A 24,464-nucleotide genomic window follows, 5' to 3' on the forward strand; every position below is an offset into this window, starting at 1 on the left:
CTAATGCCCGGACGCGACTTTTATCAAATTGGCCTGTGCATCCTCTCTGGCGATATACAGAAAGCCCTTGCCCTCTTGCACCTTGGATAACACCTTCATCCCGACCCATCGTTCCAAGTCATTGCGGGCCGTGTTTTCCGAAATATCATAGTCATGGGTAAGCTCCTTGGGCGTGAAAATCCGCCCCGGATGCTGCAGCACTTTCTTCAAGAAATGCCCCTGCCGGTAATTCAGCCCGCCGTTCAATTGCAGTGTCTGCACCCAGGCCGTCAGCTCAACGGCCTCCTGCCGTTTGTTCTCGAAATGTTGCATGAACGCTTTGATTGCACGCTCAATCACCCGCAACTGATAGGTCACGAAATAGGTCAAGTCATAGGCGTCGGTTTCCGTATGCACATAGGAACGCCCATATTGCATGGGCGCTTCCTTGAGCAGTGTGCTGATGGAAATGTATTCAAATGGCCAATAGCCGTGTTTGAGCATGAACCAATAAAACAGACAACGTGCCGTCCGCCCGTTTCCGTCCCGGAAGGGATGCTCATAGCCAATCATGAAATGCAGGATGATGGCCTTGACCACAGGATGGATGAAGGGCCTGCCGTTCTGACCATCATGCAGATCATTGGCGAACAGGCAAAGGGCCTCAAGCCTGTCGGGCAGCAGCGAGGCTGGAGGTGGCTGATGGATGATTTCATCCGTTGGGCCGCCCACAAAAATGTCGTCATCCTCACGGATATGGCCAGGATGGGCATCCTCCTCATCAACCCCTGCCGTCGCGATGCTCTGGAACTCGCAGATCAACGCAACAGACAGATTTTCGTCCTTGTTGTACTTCGCATGTTTCATCAGTTGATAGTTGTTGAGGATCATCCGCTCATCATCATTCTGAGGTGCGCGCTCCTTGGCCAACATGTCCTTGGCGATCTTGCGGGTCGTCGACGCCCCTTCCAACTGCGCACTGGAAATGGCTTCTTCCATCATCAACGCGTCAACCAGGTACTTCGCGTTGTCTCGGTAGTGGGGAGAAGACGCCGCGGCGCCCCCCAGCCTGGAGGTCACCTGTTCGATAGCGTGAATCACCGCTTCGCAAAACTCGGTGGTGCACAGGAAAAACGGGCTGCCGCACGCACTACGAAGCTCAAGAGACTTGCTGCCACAGGCCCGGGACAGCTTGATTGCCGCCCACGCTGCCTCCTTCTGTACGCCTGGCGAGGGATACCGACGAAACTCATCCCAATGCAGGTAGCGGCCTTTGTCATCGACCGCCTTGAAAGTGCGGGCGAGCTCAAATACCTGCATGCCGTACTGGTTCAACAGGACATTGAAATCAGTCGGCTTGTGAACTTTCGCCATGGTTGAAACTCAATTTCTGAAAATTGAGTTGATCGTTACGCGAGCGCTTCGCAGTGTCAAGGCCCAAGCCGTAAGGGAATGCACCTATCGGGGTCAGCTGTAAACAGTCACGGCCGGTGTCGCCGGACGACGTGCCACGCTGGCCGCAGAGCCGGACGCCCGAGGCATTCGCTTTGGCTGAAGGTCAGGGTGAAGCGCTCAGCAACCTCGAAAATCTCCACTGCCGCGACGTGCCGTTCCCCCATGGGTGATGCAAGGGTTTTCCCGATTTCGGCAAAAAACCGTTTGGGCTAAAATACTTATCGCGCATTAAAAATTTGCACTAGCATATGTGTACGCCCGTGCAAACATTCCCGCAATAACCGCACTACACCCTTTTCCTTTCTGAAAAAGAAACTGACGAATGTTAAAATTTGTCACGTTTTACCGTATTCAATTCGATTAGTATCTAAACGCTAGCAGCGATTGAACTGACGGCCTTGCATGCTGGAAAAGGGAGTAGGTGATGCAGTTTTCTAATGTCCTCGCTATTGCACGGACTCAATCTAAATCGGAGGACTTTCGGGAGCTGATAGTTCGCACTGTAGCGGATGATTTGAAAGTCGATACACGTTACTACGAACAACTAATTGACACGCAGGAAAGTCACGCAGACTACCGCGCGATCATTATAGAAATCGATACACCCTCGGCCAGCAGCCAAACCCTGGACATCATAAAAAACACCCGAGCCAACAACCCTGGCTGCACCATATTTGTCGTTATCACTTTTGCGTCTACCTTGAGCAAGACCAAATACTATTTGGCCGGCGCGGATTACTGCATCAAAGTGGCAGAGACCTCCCCTGAAAAAAAGTTGAGCCTGTTTGATGAGTTCCTCAGTGCAAACGCACGACTGAACCGGTGCGGCCTGGTGCTCGATCAGGATCGCATGTGCATTTATGGTGACGGTAAGAAACTTGAAATATCCTTCGTCGAAATGAAAGTACTGGAAGCGCTGATCCAACGCCGACTGCTCAGTCACACTGAGATCGCCGCCGCCATGGGCCTTAACACTAAATATTATGACTCTCGAGCGCTGGAGAAATCCATCAGCCGACTGCGCAGCAAGATCAAGGCACACTACGGTGACAATATTATTCAGAATATCCGCGGTTACGGATACAAACTAAGCCGCGGCCTTATTTGCGCCAGCTACTTTCAACCCGCCAAGGAGAGATCGAATCGTGAATAACGAGAAACTGTCCTCTACGCCCAGAGGCGAATTCAACCTTGTCAGGCAGGCCATCGTTGATCGCAACCATTTACTCTGGGGCAATGAAATCAGCCTGACCTGCAAGGACGTTTACGAAAACCATCCACGTGCCTACAACGCGGCGCTACAGCGTATCGGCACACGCCGTAAAACCTCCCACCCGGCAGCAGGCCAGCAGTTTCTGCGGATCAATCAAGCAGCGTTGATGAACGAGAACGTTCACAAAAGCATTATCCAGACTGCCCAGTCACTGGAAAAACACCGACAAACGTTCACCCTCTCCATTGACAACTCGCTGGATGCCCTTCCGGGCCCGGTTGAACGCCGGGCGATGGTGCGCCAGTTATATAAACTGAAAGACCAGTGCAGTATCACGCTTGCCTACAATAACTACAGGCTCGATACAAAACAGGTCGATCTGCTGATCGACCTCAAGCTCTATGACTACATTAAAATGCCGTTCCCGGATTCCGCTCTGCGCCTGAGCCTCAACACCCGATCCGATCTGTTTGATCGGCTCTACGACCGCATGCTAGAGCTGATCAATGCCAGCCAGGTGTCTTTCATTGCCGACACTGTCGAGTTTGCCGACAGCGCCCTGCTGGCTAAAAACCTGCCATTCGAATATTTTCAGGGCGGTTATTACTCCCCTGCTGACTGCTTATAACAACTGCACCTTCCTGATATCGGTGGACACTATGAGCTCCCTCAAGAAATACGCCTTTACACCAACACTTCCGGCCATCGCACTGCAAGACTTCACACCCAACGCAGAGTTGTTCCATTACGATCTGAACGCACCCGCGACAACAGCCGTTGCCGATAACAACCTGGTATTCACTCATCGACAAGCCCACCCCAGCGAAAATCGGCTGGTGAATACCTATGTCATTACCCATACACTCACCTTACCCTCACAACCTTTTAACGCCGTGCGACAAGAATCCAGAATGCCCACGCCCAAGGATGATGACAGCGCACCGAAAAACCATACGTTTCATCCGGAGACAGCATCTGATCGAACTCAACTGTATCCTCAGGACTTCTGGCTGCTGACTCAGCATGACCGAACCCTGGTCAAGGGTGGCCTGCGTATTTCACTGACCACCATTGAGTCCGCGCTGATCAAAAAGATGCTGCACCATGAAGAGCGCGTGGTCAGCAAAGAAGAGTTGATCCGTAATATCGGACGCGAGCCCGATTTATATCGCGGGCTGGAAATGTGCCTGAGCCGACTGCAGGAAAAGTTCAAACGAGCGAATGACGGCGAACGCCTGTTCCGCGCAGTAAGAAACCGTGGTTATTGCCTTACACAGAAAATAAAAAAACCTCTTGAATTGACCCAGACACGCCGATAAAAACAAGACACCTGACACTTTTTATTCACCCTGCCTATTACTACACGCTGATACCTGCCCTTTTATAACATCCCGCCAACACGATGGAACTGAACTTGTTATAAGTCGTCAGCCACTGTTTCCTGCCGTTCATTACTATCCACGGGTACGCGACTGCGCGTGCCTGTCGTTTGCGTGCGGTATTGCACCGCGTGATTAAACCCTGCCACCACGCGCGTGGTCACCAACGGGAGCAGAACTATGCTGAATAATACTAGAATGCATCGCAACCTGACCCCCAAGGGTTTGACGTTCTGGGGCCAGTGGATGCTCGCATCGGGCTTGGTCGTTACAGTACTGTTTATGCTGGCAGTGTTTAAAACCGGTCAACTTGAGTACAACTATCGGGTCTTGGCGGCTTTTACCATACTGGCATCGCTTCCTGCTTATAGCTTATGTGATGTCTACAGTAAAAAGGATGACTATGGGGTCGGCCTGGGTCGCCTGTTCATGGGCTGGCTACTGACCGTAGGCATTGTGTCTCTGGTGGGCATCGCCTGCAATGCCAGTTCATTGTTTCCCCTTGAAATTCTACTGTTATGGGCAGCGGTAAGTTACCCCTTGTTGGCCGTGTGTTATATCCCGCTGCACAGTCTGTCCCGGTATTACCATCGTCAACTTCACCAGCGGCACAAATCCTTGATCGTGGGCACCGGCAAACTGGCGGTCGACTTGGCTAAAACCCTGTCTCGCCAGAAGCGCTCCCCCCTGGTGGGATTGGTCGGCAGTCACGCCGATGCCGCCCAAGGTGCACACCCACAGATACTCGGCGAACTGCCGCAATTACCCCAACTGATCCGCCAGCACGGCATTCGCCGCCTCTACATCACTCACGCCTTGCAGGACGCCACACAGATCGAGGCGCTGTACCTCAACTTGCTGGAGATCAGTGTCGACGTAATCTGGGTGCCCGACCTCAACAACATGCTCCTGCTCAATCATTGCGTGGCCGAAGTGGATGGGCTGCCAGCGATCTTCCTCAATGAAAGCCCGCTGACCAGCCGCCCCACCGCCGCCCTGAGCAAATCGTTGCTGGACAAGAGTCTGGCCTTGCTGGCGATCCTGGTGTTAAGCCCGTTGTTGTTGATATTCGCGCTGTTGATCAAGCTCACCTCCCCCGGCCCGGTGATTTTCAAACAGGACCGTCATGGCTGGAACGGTGAAGTGATCAAGGTTTGGAAGTTCCGCTCGATGCGCGTGCATGACGATCACGAAGTACGCCAGGCCAGCCGCAACGACTCACGCATCACACCGGTCGGGCGCTTCATCCGCCGGACTTCCATCGATGAATTGCCGCAGTTGTTCAACGTGCTGCAGGGTCATATGGCCCTGGTCGGTCCACGCCCCCATGCCATTGCACACAACGACTACTATTCGGGGAAGATTCACGCCTACATGGCGCGCCATCGCATCAAGCCCGGTATCACGGGCCTGGCGCAGATCAACGGCTGCCGGGGTGAGACCGAAACCCTGGAAAAAATGCAGCAACGGGTGGACATCGACCTGCGCTACATCAACACCTGGTCGCTGTGGCTGGATATCAAGATCCTGCTGAAGACGCCGTTCACGTTGCTGTCCAAAGATATCTACTGACATCAAAAGGGGGACCTCAAGTCCCCCTTCCCGCCTCACTCCGTGATCTTGTCGATGTTCTTGTAGAACAACTCACTGTCCCGCCCATCCGTCATCGAATGCAGTGAATACGCGCGGTTCAGGCGTGCCCCGCCGTCGCGGGTCAGCGGTGCCCACACCAGGTTGGCGCGGCGCAGGGTCGACAGGCTCATCAGCTCATCAAAGGGTATCGACAGGTAGAGGCCTTTGTCGAAACTGCCCTCACCAAATTCTTCTTTAGACACGTTGGTGCGGGTAATCCACGCGCCGATACGCACGCCGTTGTTGAATTGCCGCGACAGGTCCAACGTTGCGCCCCAATCCCTGGCCAGGTAGCGCCCCACGCTCAATGCCCCTTGCAGGTTGAACGGCAAGTCGGTGTAGCCGGTGATGTGCCCGGTGACTGTGCGGTAATCGCGCAGGCTGAAGTCCTGCTCGAAACCGCGTTGGCGCACATAGTTCAGGTCCGCACCCAGCGCCCAACCCTGGCCCATCGGCCGGTACAGCACTTCACTGCCGACACCGGCATACATCGACTCCAGCAAACCGCCGTAGACCATGCCATACAGGTCCTGGTCCAGGCGCTGCGCATGGTTGAGCTGGAAGGTCGGCAAGGTGACGTCGGCGCTGGTCATATAGCGGCGCAGGTCAGTCCGCACCCGTGGCAAGCCAGTCGGCGCGTCGTAGGTGAAACCGTCGTAGTTATTCAACAGGTTGACGCTCAGCAAGCCGCTCCACCAGGTGTTGCGGGTGAAGCGGTACTCGGCGTCGAGATCGGCGGAAATCTGGTAGAGCAAGCCATCCGGCCCGCCGACGTTCTGCTTGTAGCCAAGCCCCATCCCATAGCTGAACGCCTTGGGTGGCTGGGTGTAGAGCACGGTCTGGGAGCGCTCGCTGGCGCGATTGACCTCGACCTGGCGGTGCAGGTCCTTTATGTCTTCGCGGTTGTTGACCACCTCGCGAAACGTCGCGCGGGGCACGCTGGTTTCCTCGATCGGCATGGCATACCGCTCGCTGACCAGGGTGAACCAATCGATCTGGTCATTCACGCTGTTGTCCAGAATGCGACTGGCCCGCCCTACCGCTTTGGCGCTGTAGAAATAGCGCTTCTGCTCGCCATACACCACCAACTCCGGCCCGCGTTGCGCAATACGCTGCACGGTGTAGCCGGCGTTGTCATGCAGGCGCTGGGACACTGCCGCCCAGTCCACCTGATCCGGCGGTGTGCCTGGCGTCTGCGCTGGCAACTTGGGGGCCGGCGGATCGTAGGTTTTCAACGGTGCCTTGCGGCTGACAAAGTTGGTGTGCAGCGTGATGCCGAACATCGCGGTGTTGCCCCGTTCCCAGGCCGCACTCACGTCGAGGCCGTCGGCTAGCTTGTAGACCACCCCGACGTTGACCGGCGACTCCTGGCGAAAGCTGTTGCTTCGTGGCTCATGCTTATAGTCGTTGCCTTCCACTTCAAGCTTGACGCTCAGCGGTGCCCAGGGTGTCTGGTAGGCGATGCCGCCAAACAGCGCGGGACGCCCGCGAAAATAGCCATTGGAGAAACTGCCGGACCCCTCGGCGGTAGGGCGCTCATTGAAGCGATCATCCAGCGCACCCAGCGGATTGCCGAAGTCACCCCGACTGCCCAGGTAACCCCAGGCGATACCGGCGCTGAAATCCAAGTCGCCATAGCGCTTGTTGGCCACCAGATACTCACTGGAAAACAACCCGGTGCCGCCCAGGTCCATGAACCCCAGCGCGACCTCTGGCAGCCAATAGCTTTCCTGATACAGGCGCACTTTGGCGTCGACGGCCTTGTCCTTGTAACTCTGGCCGCCGCTGAACGACTCGGCGCCATAAGGACGGTTGGTAATCGCGGTGTAGCGAAAGGTGCCTTCCAGCCAATCCAGCGGCTGCGCCGAAACACTGTAGCGGCTGTAGGGCTCGGTGCGGTTGGCATTGACGCTGAGTTCGCCGGCGGGCGCCATGCGTGCGGTGGGGGTTTGCAGCAGTCCCACACCGCCGAAGTCACTTTGTGTGTAACGGGGATCGCCATGCACGACGCCACAGGGCACCAGCAGCACGGCCGCAATACATAATTTCAAGGCGTGACCTCGGCCAGGGGTTGGGTGGCGAGAAACTCGGCCAATTGCTGATTCAATTCGGGGGTGGGCGGGTCCAGGTCATCGCTGCGAATCGGCACCAGTAAGGTGCTGCCGGGTGCAGGCGGCGCGCCGTCTTCGCGGTTCCAGGGCGCAATGCCCAGGCGCGTGACCTGCCCGTCGGGCTGGACTAGCCAGAGGTAATCGGTATCTGCTTCTTTCGACGAGGGGCACGCGACCAGGTAGTCGCGCGCCTGACGCAACGGCACAAACGGCACCGTGCACCCAGCGGCAACCGCGCCGAGTACCCGTACGCTGTCGGGCCTCGGCGGGTACATCAGGCGGTCGCCATCGCTGACTGGCAGGTTCGGTGCAAACCCCACCTCCACGGTCACCGGGTCCAGCATGGCGACCTGGCGACCCGTCACCGGCAAGGCCTGCACTTGCCGATAAAGCTCGGCCGCCGCATGGGCGCGCCCCTCAAGCCCGGCGGCCAATGCGGCGTGCTGCAAGGTTTGCAAGTCAAACAGCACACCGGCCTTGAACTGCGCCTGACGTTGCAGCAAAGGCTGACGCAACCAGGCCGCACCGAGCCAATAGCCCTGGGCGTCCGGTTGCGCAGCGGTGATCACGTCCAACAACCGCGCCTCGGTTTGCAGCGCGACAGGGCCTGGGTTGCGCACCTGGCCACTCACCGTCATGGCGGCGTGACTCGTACCGGCGCAACTCCACAACAACACCAGCGCCGTGACTGATCGACGGGTCATTGGGCATCCTTACGCGTGGGCTGCAACTGAGTAATGAACAGCGTCAGGCGCGGTGTGAGGTGCTGTTCGCTCTGCACGATAAAGCCGTCGCCGGGATTCACCCAATACCGGTTGCGCGCCTGAAACCCAGGCGCCTCGACGTCTTCGTCTACCCGCAACAAGGTGTAGGGTTTGTCGAGGATTTCGATGGTTTCGAAACCCTTGCGGGTCATGCGGCTGGTGAGCGTGACGCCCATGCGATAGCCGTCCACGACGTCGATCTGCCGCGTACTGCGATAGCCCTCCGGCACGCGGTGCAGGCCAAGCTCGAACGGCGATTGCCCCTGCCAGCGCGTGCCATCCAGGTCGACGCCGAGGCCGACCGTACGGACCACCAAGCCGTCACGCAGCAGCAGCACCTGCTTGCCGGAAGCGACCCAGAACTGCAGGTCGCCACGTTGGCGGATCAGCGCCATCACCCCTTCGCTGGACAGCGTGGTGACCTTGATCTGCGGGTACGGCACAGCATCCACTTGGGCCTGGGTCAACGTCAGCGGCGCGGGGCCGCTCACGGCCGCCTTGAAGGTATCGAGTGAGGCTGTCATCAGCGGATTGCAGCCGGCCAGCAGCCACGCCAATCCCATGCACGTCGCGAGTTTCAGAGTGTTCACGCAGGTTCCACCCTATCGGTTGCTGGCTTCGCTCAGATTGTTCTGAGTGGACGCACCGATACCAACGATCGTGGCGGAAGGAATCAACTGGCTGATGAAGCGGTTCCAACGCGTGATATTGGCTGGGCCGACAAACACCACATCCTGGGGCTGCACCTCAAAGCGCGTGGCCAGCGCCATGGCCGAAGGTGAGGCCGCTTCCAGTTGGAACACCTTGGCCGGCTCGGCAGCACTGTTCTGCGCGCCACGAATCACGTAGACGGCGTCGGCGTTGGAGGTGTTCTGGTTCACCCCGCCGACCGAGCCCAGCACGTCGGAAAGGTTCATGCTGCGGGTCTTGAAGCTCAGCGCGCGCGGTTGCATGACCTCACCCATCACATAGATGCGCTTGCGGTCGTTGTAGGCCAGGTACAGTTGGTCGCCATCCTTGAGGTAGATGTCGTTCACCCGCGACTGCGCGAGGTTGAGCGTGTCGAGGTCGAGGGTGTAGCGCTTGCCGCCGCGAGTGAGCGTGAGGTTCGACAAGTCGGCATTGAGCGGGTCGATCCCTGCGGCGCCCATGGCCTCCATCACATTCAGGGGGATGGTGGTGATCGGCACCGGCCCGGCCTTGGCCACCGCGCCGGTGATCACCACACGCTGGCTGGCAAACCGCAACACACTCACATCCACCTGGGGGCTGTCGATGTATTGGCGCAGCTTGTCGGTGATCTCGCTGCGCAGCGCTTCGATGGAGCGCCCCTTGGCGACCAATTCACCGACGTAGGGGTAAAACAGGTTGCCGTCGGGGCTGACCAAGCGGCCGTTGGCGTCGATCTGTTGTTGCGGGCCTGAGGGTGCCGTCAGTTCGGGGTGATCCCACACGGTGATATACAACGCGTCATTAGCGCCGATCAAATAGGGCCCCGGCTTATAACTCAATAGTTCGGCCGGGATGGAATAAGGCACTTGGGTTGCCGCCTCCATCGCCAGCAACTTTGGCGTGATTGGAATCAAATCCACCCGACTGTTTTCAGCACTACCGCGCTCGGTCAATGCTGCCGTGTCCATATATTGGCCCGGGGCAAACATGCAGCCTTGCAACAATGCGGCGGCCAGGGCCGCCACAGAAAAGATACGCATCATGGTGCTAGGACACTCGTGATAAACGACAAGAAAAAAAAGACCACTTGGGCGGGGAATCCAAGCAGTCGAAAAGCGCAAGGTTTACAACTTAGTTACCGGTCCCCGTGGTGCCGGTCGTGCCGGTCGTGCCCGTGGTGGTGCCCCCGTTGGAGCTGCCGCCGCTGTTGGAAGCCGCGACAACACCAGCAACGATGGCGCTGCCGACCAGCAGGGTTTCCCCTACCGTCACCGACCCCACCACAGCGGTGTCGAGCCCCAACGGCGCCTCGGCCGCCAGTACAGAACCACTCATGACACTCAGCCCAATAATAGCCAGTGCTTTTTTCATACCAGACTCCTTATCGTCAGTGAGTAGTCATTCCGATAGTGCCACCCAACTAAACAGCGCACCAGACAGATAATGTCTAACCGACTTAGTTGAAAATAACGTTTTGCCGATAAACCGCCCGGCCCTCAATGTGTTGCTCGCCACCGAAGTTATATAAAACGTTATTAATTGTCGGAAACTTCAAGCGCGGCCGTACTTGTCTTCGAAGCGCACGATGTCGTCTTCGCCCAAATAAGACCCCGATTGCACCTCGATCAATTCCAGGGCAATCACGCCCGGATTTTCCAGCGCATGCACCTGGCCGATGGGGATATAGGTCGACTGGTTTTCCGAGACCAGGTAGGTCTGCTCGCCATTGGTGACGCGAGCCGTGCCGCTGACTACGATCCAGTGCTCGGCACGATGGTGATGCATCTGCACCGAGAGTTTGGCCCCCGGCTTTACGGTGATGCGCTTGACCTGATAGCGCTGGCCGTTATCCACCGAGTCATACATGCCCCACGGCCGATACACTTCTCGGTGATTGAGATGCTCATGGCGCCCAGCCTGCTTGAGCTGGTCGACAATGCCCTTGACCTGCTGCACCTGGTCTTTGTGGGCCACCAACACGGCGTCTTTGGTCTCGACAATGATCAGGTCCTGCACCCCGACGGTGGCGACCAGCCGGCTGTCAGCGTGCACGTAGGTATCGCGCGTCTCCAGCAGCAAACCATCGCCGCGCAGCACGTTGCCACAGGCATCTTTCTCACTGGCCTCCCACAGCGCCGACCATGAGCCGATATCACTCCAGCCGGCGTGCAACGGCACCATCACGGCGTCGCGGGTTTTCTCCATCACGGCGTAGTCGATGGAGTCGTCCGGGCACGCGGCAAACGTCGCGGCATGCACGCGGGTGAACGGCAGATCCTGGCTTCCACCCTCCAACGCGGCACGGCAGGCTTGGAGAATCGCCGGCTGGAAGCGTTCAAGTTCCTCCAGGTAGCGACGGGCACGAAACATGAACATGCCGCTGTTCCAGGCGTAGTCTCCGCTGGCCACATACTGCGCGGCCGTGGCGGCGTCCGGCTTCTCGACGAAGCGCTTGACCCGGTAGCCGCCCTCGCCCACCGCCGCGCCTTGCTCGATGTAGCCATAACCGGTGTGCGCGCGGGTGGGGGTGATGCCAAAGGTCACCAGTTTGCCCTCCCTGGCCAGGGGTAGCGCCACTTCCAGGCTGGCATGAAACGCCGGGATATCTTCGATCAGGTGGTCCGCCGCCAGCACCAGCAGGATCGGGTCCTCTGACGCGGCAAGCGCCTGGCACGCCGCTAACGCGATGGCGGGTGCCGTGTTGCGCCCCACCGGCTCCAGCAGAATGCTCGCCTGCTCCATGCCCAGCTGACGCAATTGCTCGGCGACCAGGAAGCGGTGCTGTTCGTTGCAGATCAACTGCGGCAGGGCCACGTTGGCGCCCGTCAGCCGGGTGATGGTTTGCTGCAGCATCGACAAGTGCGCATCGGTCAGGCGCAAGAACTGCTTGGGGTTCAACTGCCGCGAGAGCGGCCACAGGCGCGACCCCGAACCGCCAGCCATGATCACGGGTATCAACATGAGAGCATCCTTGGGACAGGGTTTGTGAAGTAGGCGCGGGTGTTTTCATGCACCCGCGAACTGAAGCGCAGCTCATCCTGTGGCCACCAACGGTACTGCTGGTGTTGCTCGGCGGGCGGCTGCAGGGTTGAGTCGTCCAGCTCCAGGCAATAGCTGAGCACCACATAGTGGGTGTCCGGCCCGAACCCGGCATTGGCGAAAACACTGTCCTCGTAAAAGTGCTCGTACACCCCCAGCAGCCGTGCCGTGGCGCGCTCGAATGGACGCCCCAGCTCATCCTGGGTGATGCGCCGGAATGCGCTGTCCAGGCTCTCGTTTTTCCGGATGCGCCCACCGGGTACGAACCAGAAGCCATAGGCCGGCCGGTTGACGCGCAGGCCGAGAAAAACCTCACCACGACCGTTTCTGACCACCAGATCGATCGCCACCAGAGGCGTCGACGCCACGACCGTTTGGAAGGTCGGTAAATCAAGCCACATACCCATCAGACCTGTGCCAGAAAACGTTGCAGAATGCGTTCCTTATCGAGGAACTCCTTGGCGTAGTTCAACGCCACTTCATTGCGCGACGGCAATGCCAATACCCGCTCGATCCCCGCGTTCAATGCCGCGACGGACTCCGGTTCAACCAACACCGCAATGCCTGGATGCTCTTCGCACAGGCGTCCGAGGGTGGTGTCGGGGTCGGCGGTGATGATGGCATTGCCCCCCACGGCCAGGATGTTGGTGAGCTTGGAGGGCAGTACCGAATCCGCCGCGCCGCGCTTCTGGATCACCAGGTGCGCATCGGCCGAGGCCAACAGCGCCGGTAGATCCTCGTAGGCTTGCAAAGGTGCAAACAGCACATTGCGCAGGCCGTCGCGCTGCGCCCGCTCAAGCAGGCGCGCCTTGCCGGTGCCCTGGCCGACGATCAAAAAAAACCGCTCCGGGTGATGGGCGTGGGCCTGGGCTGCGTCGAGGATCAACTCCAGCCCCTGTTTTTCACCGATGTTGCCGGAGTACAACACCACCCTCGCGCCTGGCGGCACGCCGAGGCGTTCAAGCAAAACCTGGTTGCGCGTTACCTGACGGAAACGTGCGGTTTCCGACCAATTGGGGAAGAACACCAGGCGCCGGCCGTGCACGCCCTTGCCGCGCGCCTTGTCGAGCATGCCGCTGGAAATCGTCGACACCCGGTCAAAGCGCCGCAACAGCCAACGCTCGACGCCCAGCGCCAAGCGCCGCAACAGAGAACTGCCACCGATGCCCAGGCCAAACATGGCGTCCACTTCATAATCCTGGATATGCAACACCGACCGCGCACCACTGAGCTTGGCCAGCAACAGCGCTTGGGGCGCACAGAACAGCGTAGGCACCACCAACATCACCAGGTCCGGTTTCCAGCGCAGTTGCCCGAGCACCGCCAACAACGAGCTGGCGGAAAAGCTCGCCAGGTGCAGCAGGCGCGTCACTGCTGTGGGCTGGCGCGGCACGTACAGCGGGCAGCGAATCACCGTCACGCCGGCGTCCTGCTCGGTACAAAAACGCCACGACGAATAGCCCTCGCCCACCTGCCACTGCGGGTAATACGGCGGCGCCGTCACCACCCGCACCTCGTGCCCCTGGGCGGCCAGCCAGCGCGCCTGCTCACCGCTGTATTTGCCGATGCCGGTCAGTTCCGGGCTGTAATTGATGCCATACAGAAGGATCTTCATCACTGGCCCCGAGGCTGCTCAAGCGCTGCGAGATAAGCGTTGTAGGTATCGCGCAAGCCTTCCTCCAGCGGCACGTAGGCTTCCCAACCGAGGGCGTTGATACGGCTCACCTCCAGCAGCTTGCGCGGTGCGCCGTCTGGCTTGCTGGTGTCGAAACGCAAGCGCCCCCGGAAGCCGGTGACCCGCGCCAGCGCCTCAGCCACTTGCGCAATCGTGCAGTCCACCCCGGTGCCGACATTCAGGTGCGAGCGCATCGGCAGGGTCTGTTCGCGGTAGCGCACGGCGTCGAGTTCCATCACATGCACGCTGGCTGCCGCCATGTCATCCACATGCAAAAACTCTCGCCGTGGCCGTCCGCTGCCCCAGATCACCACTTCGTCATCACCGCGCAGGGTCGCTTCATGGAAGCGTCGCAAGAGGGCCGCGATCACATGGCTGTTTTCCGGGTGATAGTTATCGCCTGGCCCGTACAGGTTGGTCGGCATCACGCTGCGATAATCCCGGCCGTGCTGGCGGTTGTAGCTCTCGCACAGCTTGATCCCGGCGATTTTGGCCACGGCATAGGGCTCGTTGGTCGGCTCCAGAGCGCCATCGAGCAGCACCGCTTCGATCATCGGTTGCGGCGCATGCACCGGGTAGATGCACGACGAACCGAGGAACAACAGCTGCTGCACGCCATGGCTGTGGGCAGCGTGGATCACGTTGGCCTGGATCATCAGGTTCTGGTAGATGAAGTCGGCCGGGTATGTCGCATTGGCGTGAATCCCGCCGACCTTGGCGGCCGCCAGGTACACCTGGTCCACTCGCTGGTGGGCGAAGTACGCCTGCACGGCCGCCGGGTCGAGCAGGTCCAGTTCATCGCGGGCGGCGGTAAGGATCTGCGTATACCCTAGGGCCCATAGCCTGCGCACAATAGCCGAACCCACCATGCCGCGATGGCCGGCGACGAAGATCCGTTCATCAAGATCACGTGCCATGCTCAGTTCTCCACCGCAATCGGTGCGTCGTGCCCATGCAGGCGCAACAGGGCGTGGCGCTGGGCGATTTTCAGGTCTTCGCGGACCATCTCGGCACACATTGCCTGCGCCGTGATCTCAGGCACCCAACCGAGAGAACGCTTGGCTTTGGACGGATCACCGAGCAACGTCTCCACCTCTGCGGGACGGAAGTAACGCGGGTCCACCCGCACAATCACATCGCCCACGAGAATGCCGGGCGCCAGGTCGCCGTCGATGTGTTCGACCACCGCCACCTCATCCACGCCCTCCCCCACAAAGCGCAAGCCCAGGCCCAGCTCCGCCGCCGACCAGCGGATAAAGTCGCGCACCGAATACTGCAGCCCGGTGGCGATCACGAAGTCCTCGGGTGTGTCCTGCTGCAGCATCATCCACTGCATACGCACGTAGTCTTTGGCGTGCCCCCAATCGCGCAGGGCGTCCATGTTGCCCATGTACAGGCACGGCTCCAGACCCAAGGCGATGTTGGCCAGCGCGCGGGTGATCTTGCGCGTCACGAAGGTTTCACCCCGACGCGGCGACTCATGGTTGAACAAGATGCCGTTGCAGGCATAAAGGCCATAGGCTTCGCGAAAGTTCACGGTGATCCAGTAGGCGTAGAGCTTGGCCACCGCATAGGGCGAACGCGGGTAGAACGGCGTGGTTTCCTTCTGCGGGGTTTCCTGCACCAACCCATACAACTCAGAGGTGGAGGCCTGATAGAAACGGGTCTTCTTTTCCAGGCCCAGCAGACGGATCGCTTCAAGGATGCGCAAGGTGCCCAGGGCGTCCACATCGGCGGTGTACTCCGGTGAGTCGAAGCTCACTGCCACGTGGGATTGGGCGCCGAGGTTGTAGATCTCGTCGGGCTGGATCTGCTGGATGATGCGCGTCAGGTTCGACGAATCGGCCAAGTCGCCATAGTGCAGGATCAGGTTTTTATGCAGGGCTTGCGGGTCCTGGTAAATGTGATCGATGCGCTGGGTATTGAACGACGATGAGCGCCGCTTGAGACCATGCACGGTATAGCCTTTTTCCAGCAGCAGTTCCGCCAGGTACGAGCCATCCTGACCGGTAATCCCGGTGATAAGCGCGACTTTGTTCATGTCTGTCTCCCGATTGATAGGCGAGCGAAGGCCTTCACCCAAACTTGGGTGTTTGTTAAAAACGGTCAGTTACTGCTGTGTGGGCAGGTTCAAGTTATGTCCGGTCAACTTTGAAAGTTCGCGGACAATGGCGTCCTTATCGTTTAAATGAGCAATTGCGGTTTCCAGTTCGAGCACCTTCGCGCCCACCAGGAAGCGGTACCAATAGCCTTGCAGCAGGTGATAGACCAGGCCGCTGCGGCCATCGAGAAACCCCAGCTGAATGATGTAGCGCCACAAGAAATACGCCGTGGAACTCAGGGTGAACGGCACGCGGTTGTACACGCGGTTCTTGACCAGGCGTTTGGCCTTGGCCTGGAACGAACTCTTGCCGCTGTGCAATTCATCGCGGATGGCAAACAGCCCGAGCCGCGCATTGAGTATTTCGATGGCCTCGCGGGTGGCGTAGCCGTTGTGCTTGTGGGTGAAGAAGGTCAAGTCATGCAGGTTATGGTCGGCAAACCCACCTTCCAGGGTGATGGTGCGACCCTCGGCAACCGAGATGTGCTCGTCCATCCAGCGGTCTTCCATGCGCCCCAGACCCGTGCGCCACAGCCGCAGCATCTTCAACGGGTAGCGGCCGCCATGGCGCACCCAGCGGCCCATGAAAATATGCTTGCGCTTGAAGTTGATGCCGGTGATATCGCGGGCCAGGCCTGGCAGCCGCGTATTGATCTGCGCGGCAAGGTCGGCCTCGATGATTTCGTCGGCGTCCAGGCGCAGGGTCCAATTGCCGGTGATCGGCAAATTGTCCAGCGCCCATTGGAACTGCTTGGCCTGGTTGACGAAGGCGTGCTGCACCACCATTGCCCCATGGCGGCGGGCGATGTCGCAAGTGTTGTCGGTGGAAAACGAGTCCACCACCAGCACTTCGTCACTGAAGGCGCGCACCGAGTCGATGGCCCGCGCGATGTGCAGGCTTTCGTTGTAGGTGAGGATGATCACGCTGACGGTTTCGCGCTTCATGGCTCCACCGCCTGGACGTGCTGGGTACGCAGGCCAATCTGCCGTGATGGATGCCCGGCGTGCACGCTCCACGGCTGCGCGATGCTCTTGATCACCAGGGAGCGGGCCCCCACCACCACACCGTCGGCCACGCTGACACCCAGGGTGACAAAGGCTTCGGCACACACCCACACGTGTTCCCCCAGTACGATGGGCTTGGCATACAGCTGGAAGTTCTTGCTGTTGTAGTCGTGGGAGCCGCCGCACAGGTGCGCGCCCTGGGACACCACGCTGTAGCGCCCGATGCGGATCAACGCCATGTTGTACAGCGTGGTGCCGTCGGCGATCCCGACATGATCGCCCAGTTCCAGGTTCCAGGGGGCCCAGACCTTGGCCCGTGGATACACATGCACGCCCTTGCCCAGCCGTGCACCGAACAACCTGAGCAGGAACGCCCTCCAGGCATGAAATGGGCGTGGGCTGGTGCGAAACAGCACCACGTACACCAGGTTCCAGAGCAGGCGACGCAAACGATGGCCCAGTGAGAAAGACGGCGAGCGATGCGGATCATTGCCTTGAAGAATCACGGCAAGCACTCCCGCACAATTTCCAGCAGGCGCTGCGCACCCCGGCGGATATGAAAGCGCTCGGCAAAACACACTTTGGCCCGTTCGGACATCTGCGCATAAGCAGGCGCATCCAGCTGCAACCAGCGTTGCAGGTTCTGCACGGCACCGGCCGTCGTGTCTGGGCTGACAAACCCCACAGCGTCCTTCTCGATTTCGCGCCAGATATTCACCTTGTCACTGATCAGCACGGGCTTGCCGCAGGCCAACGCCTCCGCCACCACCACGCCGAAATTCTCTTGGTGCGACGGCAGGCAGAACACCTCGGCGGCATAAAACGCGCCCCACTTGGCCGCGCCCTGCAGCATGCCGGGCCAGGTGATACGGTCGGCGATGCCCAACTGCTCGGCCTGGTTGCGCAGCGCCTGCACCCAACCGCCCTGATCCGGACCCGCCATCACCAGGTGTAGGCGCTCGTCTTGCCCGGCTACCTGGGCGAACGCCTGCAACAGGTGGTCACAGCCCTTTTTCGGGTGGATACGACTGAGGTACAGCACCACCCGCTTGCCCTTGAGCTGCGGGTGCGCCGCAACGAAGTCTTGTGCCAGGCGTGCCTCGTCAGCCGGCGGACTGGACGTGCCATAGGCCGTAATCGTTTCATTGGCGCGATAGAGCCAGAACGATTCACGCGCGCGAAGCTGTTCTTCCTCACTGGTAAACACCACGCGCCGCGCATCCCTCAGCACGCGGTATTCACCCCAGGGCCAGTACAGCCATTTCTTCAAATGCTTGAGCGGGTATTCGTGCTTGAACCAGGGGTCGAGCATGCCGTGGGTATACACGATGTACGGCCGGCCGAGCTTGTTCAGTACCTGGCGGGCGACAAAACCGTGGTACTGCCACAACCCGTTGATGATAAAAAAATCATAGTCGCGGGCATGCTGCTCCAACCAAGGGCGCAGGTTGCCGTTCAACCCGTAGCCAAACCGGCTGGGGCCCATGAAATGCACGGTGCCGGGATAGTCGACCGCGAACGCGCCATCCAGCGTCAGCACATCCACACGATGCCCGTCCCGAATGAGCAGCGTGTCGATCTCCCGAGCCGCGTTGATCGGCCCACCTTTTTCCGGTCTGACCGAAGAGATGATTCTGAGTAACTTCAAGTGCTGTCGTCCGCTGATGCGTTGAGTGGGTTCAGGTTTTCTTGCAGGCCGCGAGGATCAGGCAGGCGTAGAACACGCCAAACGCCAGGAACGTGCCCTGCATGGTCATCACGCCGTTGAACAGGATCGGTGCCAGGAACCCGCACAGCAGCAGCGGCACGCCGGTGCCTTGCCTGACCAGCGCCGTGTAGGACTTGAGCAACAACCAGAGCAGGACGAAGATCCTGAACAGGATGAACATCAATCCGGCGGGAAGGCCCATCTCCAGCACGATGCGTGACCATTCATCCTCGGCCAGCAGAAAGCCCGCGCCCTGTTCCCGCCCGGCGCGCAGGATTGTCGAGGCGGCGTTGGTACCTGAACCGATGCCATGGCCCCACAGCGGCGCGTCGTCGACTACACGCGTGAAGGCATACAGGCTGGAGAACGCACGAGTGACCGGCGACCCTTCACTGGCCACCGCACTGCGGTTGCGCTCCACCAGTACCTGGTAGCTGTCGGTGGACATGAAAATCAGCAGGCTGACAAACAACGCGGCCGCCAGGAAAAACAGCGACAGCAGGTTGCGCTGGGATTTCTTGATCAAGGCGACCATCAGCGCGGCCAGCAGCACGATCGCGGCATACGCATAAATGGCCCTGGAGCCCGTGAGGAAGCACATCACCGCCACGGACGCCGCCGACACCGCAAACAGCCCATAACGCCGCGCGAACACCGCACGGAACAAGGCTTTGTCGAAAACCGCCGCGACCAGGAACGCAAAGCAGGCAGACACATACACCACGTGCCCGGCCGTGAAGGTAAAGGTCCCGTACGGCCGCACCACGCCGTCGGCAATCATGAAGATGAAGTCATCATCGCCAATGCCTTTGTTCACGTACGCCTGCGGCCCGGACGAATACTGCAGCACCACCAGGACACTGATCGGGATCGCCGCAAACAGCGTGATACGCGCGAACCGGTAGACATCCGTCAGCCTGAGCGTCTTGCCGGCAACAAAGATCAACGGGAAATACAGCAAGTAGTTGCGCACGCCATAGCCGTAGATGACAACGCCTTCGGGGCTGCTCAACAAAAACGCCGACACCAGCACGAAAAACACCAGCACCAGCACAACAAAGTAGGCCGACACCAGGTTCTTCGAGAAAAACCCGAACCGGTAGGCGCACCCATAAATGTAAAGGACGATCGGGTCCTTGATGAAGTAGATCACTGAGCTGAGCCCCGGCACCACCCACTTGCGCAAGACCCCTTCGAACAGGATGAACAGGTAGATGAGCACGAACGCACTGACCACGCGCAACCGGTAGCGCTCACGCAGGCTGACCGGTTCAGGACTGGCAAAGGATGGCATCCATCACCCCCTTGGCGTAGCTCTCCCAGGTTGTGCCACCGGCGGACAAGACGGCGTTGTGCTTCAGCTCATTGAGTTTTTGCGTGTCCTCGGCCAGGTCCACCAGATGACGGGCGATGGCCTCGGCGCAACGGATCGGCACCACATAACCATTCACCCCCTCAACGATCAGGTCCGCCGCGCCGCAGTTGTGCGACACGATCACCGCCGTCCCCGTCGATAGCGCCTCCCCCACTACCAGGCCAAACGCCTCGGCGAGTGAAGGCAGGACCAATACATCGGCCTCCAGCAAGTGCTGGATCACCTCATCGTGGGAGGCTGAACTGAACCACTGGTACTTCTTCAGCTCGGCGTTGAGCGCCGGGTTGCGGCCATTGGCGTAGTCGCCGCCGATCACCGTGACGTCAAGAGCCACGCTGCTCGCGGCAAGGTTCAGCGCATCGAAGAAATACGAGATGCCTTTTTGCTGGGTCAGCGCGCCTATGTACATCACCTTCAAGCGCCCACCCGGCCGCGCATTGACCTTATGGCGCAGCATCGGCGCGGGGGCACCGTAAGGGGTGATCGCGATGTTGTCTGCAGCGATGCCATGGTCACCCAGTGTGCGCTTGGCAAACGTACTCGCCACGATGATCCGGTCCGCCAGCGCCAGCTCGTCGGTCTGCTTGCGCTGGGTGTCGTCACTGATATTCGGGATGCTCGCCCGCCAGGCCGGGTTGGCCTCACGCTCATGCTCAAGCACCTTGCACGCGTAGGCGATAGAGCCGAAGGCCGCCTCATAGTTGAGGGCAATACCGCCGATGTGCCGGGCCGCTTTGAACAAGCCCAGGCACTTGCCGTCATAGCCATACACCTGGCTGGGTTTGCGCGGGGTCCGGTACAGGAAGTGGGCACTGGCCTGGTCAATGTGCTGGTACACATTTTCCGGACAGAACATTCCAACGTTGCGCTGCGTGAAGCGATACCACTTCAGCTTGTCACACAGCACACGCGGCACATCAACCCGTGGGTAGCTGTGCAGCAAGGCGCCGTCCACTTGATCAAAGGTGCGCCGCAGGCACTCCTTGCCGATCACGGGGAGGCGACAGAGGAATGAATCCTTGTGCAAGGCCAGCGAGGTATGAAACGAGTGCAGCAACTGCCGCTGATTCAACGCGCGCAGCAATGCGCGGACATTCTGATTACCAACCGGATGGGCGACCAGGATCATCTTATTTCCCCATCCAGGCTTCGACCACGGCACTGGAGCGTACCGGGCTGTAGGTGAAGGTCTGCGCAGCGCGCGCGCGAATGAACCGCGCCGGATTACCCGCCACGACGGTGTAGGGCTGCACATCGCGACCGACCACGCTGCCCGCGCCAACCACGGCACCTTCGCCAATCGTCACCCCCGGCAAGATGATCGCGTCGGTGGCAATCCACGCGTAATCGCCGATCACCACCGGCGCCACCTTCAACCGCCATGCAGGATCATCCAGGCCATGGGTGCCGGTCAGAATGCGCACCCCCTCATTGATCGCCACATGGGCGCCCACGCGAACGGGGGCATGCAATTGGATAAAGCTGCGCTTGCCGATAAAACTGCCGGTGCCGAGGCTGAAACAACGCAGGGTGCCTTCGAACTCCACGGCGTTGATCATGACCAATTCACCCAGCGTGGCCCCCTGTCGGCGCAAGGCGCGCTGCCGGCGACTGGCCGTTAGCAGCCGGCCCAGCAAAAGCACGCGTTTGGCCAGGTACTTGAGCCCTTGCGGCGTCAGCAGGCTGACTTTGAGTCGATGGCGGACCAGGTGATCAATCAGCACGGGCCATCCTCACTTCAAGGCGATGGAACCCGCGCTTGGCGAAGCCGAACAGCACCACTTCGGTGGCCACCAGCACATAGCAGACGCCCAGCAGACCGTAGTCCTGCGCCAGGCAAAACACCGCCAGGCTGCTGGCGATCGACACCAGCATGAACACCACGGCAAAGGATGCATAAGACGCCGTCGCCATCAGCGCGACCCAATACACCTGCCAGGCCACGTGGGTCAGCGCGCCGATGATCAGCACCAGCATGATGCTCGATGAGTAATCATCCTTGCGGCCCGACCACACATCAAAAATCGTCCCGCCGTACATCACCACCAGCGCCCCCATCACACAGGCGATGGGCAAGGAGAATTTCAACGCGTAACGGATCATTTTCCTGACCAGCTGGTTGTCACCGATGGAGAACGCATAGGAAATTTCCGGCCACAGCGACTGGTTCACCACGGTCGAAAACTGCACCAGCACCCGAGAAATGGTGCGGTAAAGCCCGAATATCGCCGCATGGGCCGGAGACAGCAGCACCGACAACAAAATGATCAACCCCTGCACGTTCAGCGCCAGGCCAATCGGGAAAGCCAGCGAGGCAATCGACGGTTTGATCAAGGTGACGAACGCGCGTTTGCCGATCATCGAAGGGTTGAATCGCAAGGTGATGCCCAATCGGTGGGCGATCAGGTTCTTGCTCACCAGGCCAACCAGGCGTACAGCCAGCAGCATCAGGCTGGTGGCGACCAAGCTCTGGGTGAGATAAGCGCACAACAAGGCGGCCGACCATTCCAGCATGCGAATGACGTTCATGATGAACGACGATAACGGCAACACCTTGAAGGCCCGATAGCGGATCGAGATCATGTTGGTCAACAGGCACAGCAACGAATAGCCCGTCAGCGCCGACAGGATCAACACCCCGTCGCCGCTCCTGATCGACTTGAGATTGAGCAGGCTGAACAGGTCGAAAAACGCCAGCGATCCCACGGCCAGCAACAACACGCTGAATCCGGCCAGCAGCAGGAACGCAAAGCTGGTGCTGTAGACCGCCCGCGCGACCCTCAACCGCCCGCGTTCATGCCAGATCACCACTTTGCTCGAAGCCGCCGTGGTCACGCCCAGGTCGGACAGCGCCAGGTAGGTCGGAATTGCCGACAGCACCACCCACTCGCTGTAGGCGCCAAACCCCCAACTGGCGATCAGCACCGGGACACTCACCAGTTGAATCAGCAGGTTCACTACCTGACCGAACGAATTGGCGCCAATGCCGCTGACGATTCTTTTGAGCACGCTCATGGGTTCACGGGTCGCCCAATGGAGACGTAGTGAATGCCCTTCTTGTTCATGCTGACCGGGTCGAACAGGTTGCGCCCGTCGAAAATCAGCGGTTGCTGGAGTTGCTGCTGGATCACCCTGAAGTCCGGCGCCTTGAACACCTGCCACTCGGTGACGATCAGCAAGGCGTCGGCACCTTTGAGGCAGGCCTCCTTGGTGCCGCACAGGCGCAGGTCATCGCGGTCGCCATACAGGCGCTGGGTTTCTTCCATGGCTTCCGGGTCAAAGGCTTGCACCTTTGCCCCCGCACGCCAGAGGGCCTCCATCAACACACGGCTTGGCGCCTCGCGCATGTCATCGGTATTGGGCTTGAAACTAAGCCCCCAGAGCGCGAAGGTCTTGCCTGCCAACTCACCCTTGAAATGAGTGGAGATCTTGTTGAACAGGCTGTTCTTCTGGTCAGCGTTGCGCCGTTCCACCGCCTTGAGCAACGTGGCGTCAAAGTCGAGGGTCTCGGCGGTCTGGATCAAGGCCTGCACGTCCTTTGGAAAACACGAGCCTCCGTACCCCACGCCCGCATACAGGAACTGATAGCCGATGCGCGGATCGGAACCGATACCCTGGCGCACCATCTCGATATCCGCACCGAGTCGCTCGGCCAGGTTGGCCATCTCGTTCATGAAGCTGATCTTGGTGGCGAGCAGGCAATTGGCGGCGTACTTGGTCAACTCCGCGCTGCGCACGTCCATCACGATGATCTTTTCGCGGTTGCGATTAAACGGTGCGTAAAGCTCGCGCATCACCGCTTCCGCATGCCCACTGGCGGTGCCGATGACGATGCGGTCCGGCCGGATGCAGTCCGTCACCGCGCAGCCTTCCTTGAGAAACTCCGGGTTGGACACCACGTCGAAGACCAAATCGGTACGCGCACGCAGCGCGAGCATGGCGGCAACGCGCGCACTGACCTTGTCAGCCGTGCCCACCGGAACGGTGGATTTATCGATAACCGTCAGCGGCGCCTGCATGTGCTGCCCAATGGTCTCGGCCACCGCCAGCACATACTTCAAGTCGGCCGAACCGTCTTCATCCGGCGGCGTGCCCACGGCGATAAACTGCACCTCACCATGCTGGACCGCCGCCGCGGCGTCGGTGGTGAAATTCAAGCGGCCGGCCGCATGATTTTCCCTGACGAGGGTCTCCAGGCCGGGTTCGTAAATCGGGATGTGTCCCTGTTTCAGGCGCTCGACCCGCTGGGCGTCGATGTCGACGCACAGCACATCGTGGCCAACTTCGGCGAGCACTGCGCCCTGGACCAACCCCACATAACCAATCCCAAAAACAGTGACTTTCATAACGCTTCTC

23 protein-coding genes are annotated in these 24,464 nt (G+C 59.7%); 4 read left to right on the forward strand and 19 right to left on the reverse strand.

All coding sequences use genetic code 11. The features are described 5' to 3' along the window. Complete coding sequence (locus tag ACP7EW_RS28330) at nucleotides 1-1,353, reverse strand: Fic family protein (protein WP_426221411.1); 1,353 nt, start codon at nucleotides 1,351-1,353, stop codon at nucleotides 1-3. Between the two features lie 505 nt (nucleotides 1,354-1,858). Here ACP7EW_RS28330 and ACP7EW_RS28335 point away from each other — a divergent pair. From ACP7EW_RS28335 to ACP7EW_RS28350, 4 genes are all read left to right on the forward strand, one after another. Next, nucleotides 1,859-2,587 (forward strand): winged helix-turn-helix domain-containing protein, encoded by a 729-nt coding sequence (locus tag ACP7EW_RS28335; protein WP_426221413.1) that lies wholly within the window; start codon nucleotides 1,859-1,861, stop codon nucleotides 2,585-2,587. Beyond that, the gene (locus ACP7EW_RS28340; protein ID WP_033897197.1) at nucleotides 2,580-3,275 is read left to right on the forward strand and encodes a hypothetical protein; all 696 of its coding nucleotides are present in this window, start codon (nucleotides 2,580-2,582) and stop codon (nucleotides 3,273-3,275) included. The genes ACP7EW_RS28335 and ACP7EW_RS28340 overlap by 8 nt, the downstream gene beginning before the upstream one ends. A gap of 31 nt (nucleotides 3,276-3,306) precedes the next feature. Continuing rightward, nucleotides 3,307-3,966 carry a winged helix-turn-helix domain-containing protein gene (locus ACP7EW_RS28345; protein ID WP_033897196.1) on the forward strand — a complete coding sequence of 220 codons (660 nt, stop codon included), beginning with the start codon at nucleotides 3,307-3,309 and terminating at the stop codon, nucleotides 3,964-3,966. A gap of 240 nt (nucleotides 3,967-4,206) precedes the next feature. After that, the gene (locus ACP7EW_RS28350; RefSeq protein ID WP_269133818.1) at nucleotides 4,207-5,598 is read left to right on the forward strand and encodes an undecaprenyl-phosphate glucose phosphotransferase; all 1,392 of its coding nucleotides are present in this window, start codon (nucleotides 4,207-4,209) and stop codon (nucleotides 5,596-5,598) included. Nucleotides 5,599-5,633: 35 nt separating this feature from the next. Here the strand turns inward: ACP7EW_RS28350 and ACP7EW_RS28355 are convergent, their stop codons facing one another. From ACP7EW_RS28355 to ACP7EW_RS28440, 18 genes are all read right to left on the reverse strand, one after another. Next, on the reverse strand, nucleotides 5,634-7,709 hold the full coding sequence (locus tag ACP7EW_RS28355) for a YjbH domain-containing protein (RefSeq protein WP_426221416.1): 2,076 nt from the start codon (nucleotides 7,707-7,709) through the stop codon (nucleotides 5,634-5,636). Continuing rightward, nucleotides 7,706-8,473: a capsule biosynthesis GfcC family protein gene (locus ACP7EW_RS28360; protein WP_426221418.1), complete on the reverse strand. Its 768-nt coding sequence runs from the start codon at nucleotides 8,471-8,473 to the stop codon at nucleotides 7,706-7,708. Before ACP7EW_RS28360 ends, ACP7EW_RS28355 begins: the two co-directional genes overlap by 4 nt. Continuing rightward, the gene (locus tag ACP7EW_RS28365) at nucleotides 8,470-9,123 is read right to left on the reverse strand and encodes a YjbF family lipoprotein (RefSeq protein ID WP_270049165.1); all 654 of its coding nucleotides are present in this window, start codon (nucleotides 9,121-9,123) and stop codon (nucleotides 8,470-8,472) included. Before ACP7EW_RS28365 ends, ACP7EW_RS28360 begins: the two co-directional genes overlap by 4 nt. 12 nt (nucleotides 9,124-9,135) lie before the next feature. Further along, a complete protein-coding gene (locus ACP7EW_RS28370; RefSeq protein ID WP_033897192.1) occupies nucleotides 9,136-10,248 on the reverse strand; it encodes a polysaccharide biosynthesis/export family protein in 1,113 nt (370 codons plus the stop codon). 88 nt (nucleotides 10,249-10,336) lie between these two features. Beyond that, the gene (locus ACP7EW_RS28375; RefSeq protein ID WP_426221421.1) at nucleotides 10,337-10,576 is read right to left on the reverse strand and encodes a hypothetical protein; all 240 of its coding nucleotides are present in this window, start codon (nucleotides 10,574-10,576) and stop codon (nucleotides 10,337-10,339) included. A 180-nt stretch (nucleotides 10,577-10,756) separates the two neighbouring features. Further along, on the reverse strand, nucleotides 10,757-12,166 hold the full coding sequence (locus ACP7EW_RS28380; RefSeq protein ID WP_426221423.1) for a mannose-1-phosphate guanylyltransferase/mannose-6-phosphate isomerase: 1,410 nt from the start codon (nucleotides 12,164-12,166) through the stop codon (nucleotides 10,757-10,759). Next, nucleotides 12,160-12,645, reverse strand: coding sequence for a GDP-mannose mannosyl hydrolase (locus ACP7EW_RS28385; protein WP_033897203.1), 486 nt, complete (start codon nucleotides 12,643-12,645; stop codon nucleotides 12,160-12,162). Before ACP7EW_RS28385 ends, ACP7EW_RS28380 begins: the two co-directional genes overlap by 7 nt. A gap of 5 nt (nucleotides 12,646-12,650) precedes the next feature. Continuing rightward, on the reverse strand, nucleotides 12,651-13,859 hold the full coding sequence (locus ACP7EW_RS28390; RefSeq protein WP_426221425.1) for a glycosyltransferase WbuB: 1,209 nt from the start codon (nucleotides 13,857-13,859) through the stop codon (nucleotides 12,651-12,653). Beyond that, nucleotides 13,859-14,836: a GDP-L-fucose synthase gene (gene fcl, locus ACP7EW_RS28395; RefSeq protein WP_426221427.1), complete on the reverse strand. Its 978-nt coding sequence runs from the start codon at nucleotides 14,834-14,836 to the stop codon at nucleotides 13,859-13,861. Before fcl ends, ACP7EW_RS28390 begins: the two co-directional genes overlap by 1 nt. Before the next feature lie 2 nt (nucleotides 14,837-14,838). Further along, nucleotides 14,839-15,960 (reverse strand): GDP-mannose 4,6-dehydratase, encoded by a 1,122-nt coding sequence (gmd, locus tag ACP7EW_RS28400; protein ID WP_033897187.1) that lies wholly within the window; start codon nucleotides 15,958-15,960, stop codon nucleotides 14,839-14,841. Between the two features lie 69 nt (nucleotides 15,961-16,029). Beyond that, nucleotides 16,030-16,965, reverse strand: a complete 936-nt coding sequence (locus ACP7EW_RS28405) for a glycosyltransferase family 2 protein (RefSeq protein ID WP_426221429.1) — start codon at nucleotides 16,963-16,965, stop codon at nucleotides 16,030-16,032. Next, on the reverse strand, nucleotides 16,962-17,531 hold the full coding sequence (locus ACP7EW_RS28410) for a putative colanic acid biosynthesis acetyltransferase (protein WP_426221431.1): 570 nt from the start codon (nucleotides 17,529-17,531) through the stop codon (nucleotides 16,962-16,964). Before ACP7EW_RS28410 ends, ACP7EW_RS28405 begins: the two co-directional genes overlap by 4 nt. Continuing rightward, complete coding sequence (locus ACP7EW_RS28415; RefSeq protein ID WP_426221433.1) at nucleotides 17,528-18,673, reverse strand: glycosyltransferase; 1,146 nt, start codon at nucleotides 18,671-18,673, stop codon at nucleotides 17,528-17,530. The genes ACP7EW_RS28410 and ACP7EW_RS28415 overlap by 4 nt, the downstream gene beginning before the upstream one ends. Before the next feature lie 31 nt (nucleotides 18,674-18,704). Further along, nucleotides 18,705-20,027 carry an O-antigen ligase family protein gene (locus ACP7EW_RS28420; protein ID WP_269133807.1) on the reverse strand — a complete coding sequence of 441 codons (1,323 nt, stop codon included), beginning with the start codon at nucleotides 20,025-20,027 and terminating at the stop codon, nucleotides 18,705-18,707. After that, nucleotides 20,005-21,237, reverse strand: a complete 1,233-nt coding sequence (locus ACP7EW_RS28425; RefSeq protein ID WP_426221435.1) for a glycosyltransferase family 4 protein — start codon at nucleotides 21,235-21,237, stop codon at nucleotides 20,005-20,007. Before ACP7EW_RS28425 ends, ACP7EW_RS28420 begins: the two co-directional genes overlap by 23 nt. 1 nt (nucleotide 21,238) lies before the next feature. Continuing rightward, nucleotides 21,239-21,832, reverse strand: coding sequence for an acyltransferase (locus ACP7EW_RS28430; protein WP_426221437.1), 594 nt, complete (start codon nucleotides 21,830-21,832; stop codon nucleotides 21,239-21,241). Continuing rightward, a complete protein-coding gene (locus ACP7EW_RS28435; RefSeq protein WP_426221439.1) occupies nucleotides 21,822-23,123 on the reverse strand; it encodes a lipopolysaccharide biosynthesis protein in 1,302 nt (433 codons plus the stop codon). The genes ACP7EW_RS28430 and ACP7EW_RS28435 overlap by 11 nt, the downstream gene beginning before the upstream one ends. After that, on the reverse strand, nucleotides 23,120-24,454 hold the full coding sequence (locus tag ACP7EW_RS28440) for a UDP-glucose dehydrogenase family protein (protein WP_426221441.1): 1,335 nt from the start codon (nucleotides 24,452-24,454) through the stop codon (nucleotides 23,120-23,122). Before ACP7EW_RS28440 ends, ACP7EW_RS28435 begins: the two co-directional genes overlap by 4 nt. Nucleotides 24,455-24,464: the final 10 nt, after the last annotated feature.

The sequence above is a fragment of the Pseudomonas sp. DWRC2-2 genome, from assembly GCF_049897885.1.
GTDB lineage: Bacteria > Pseudomonadota > Gammaproteobacteria > Pseudomonadales > Pseudomonadaceae > Aquipseudomonas > Aquipseudomonas azotoformans_A.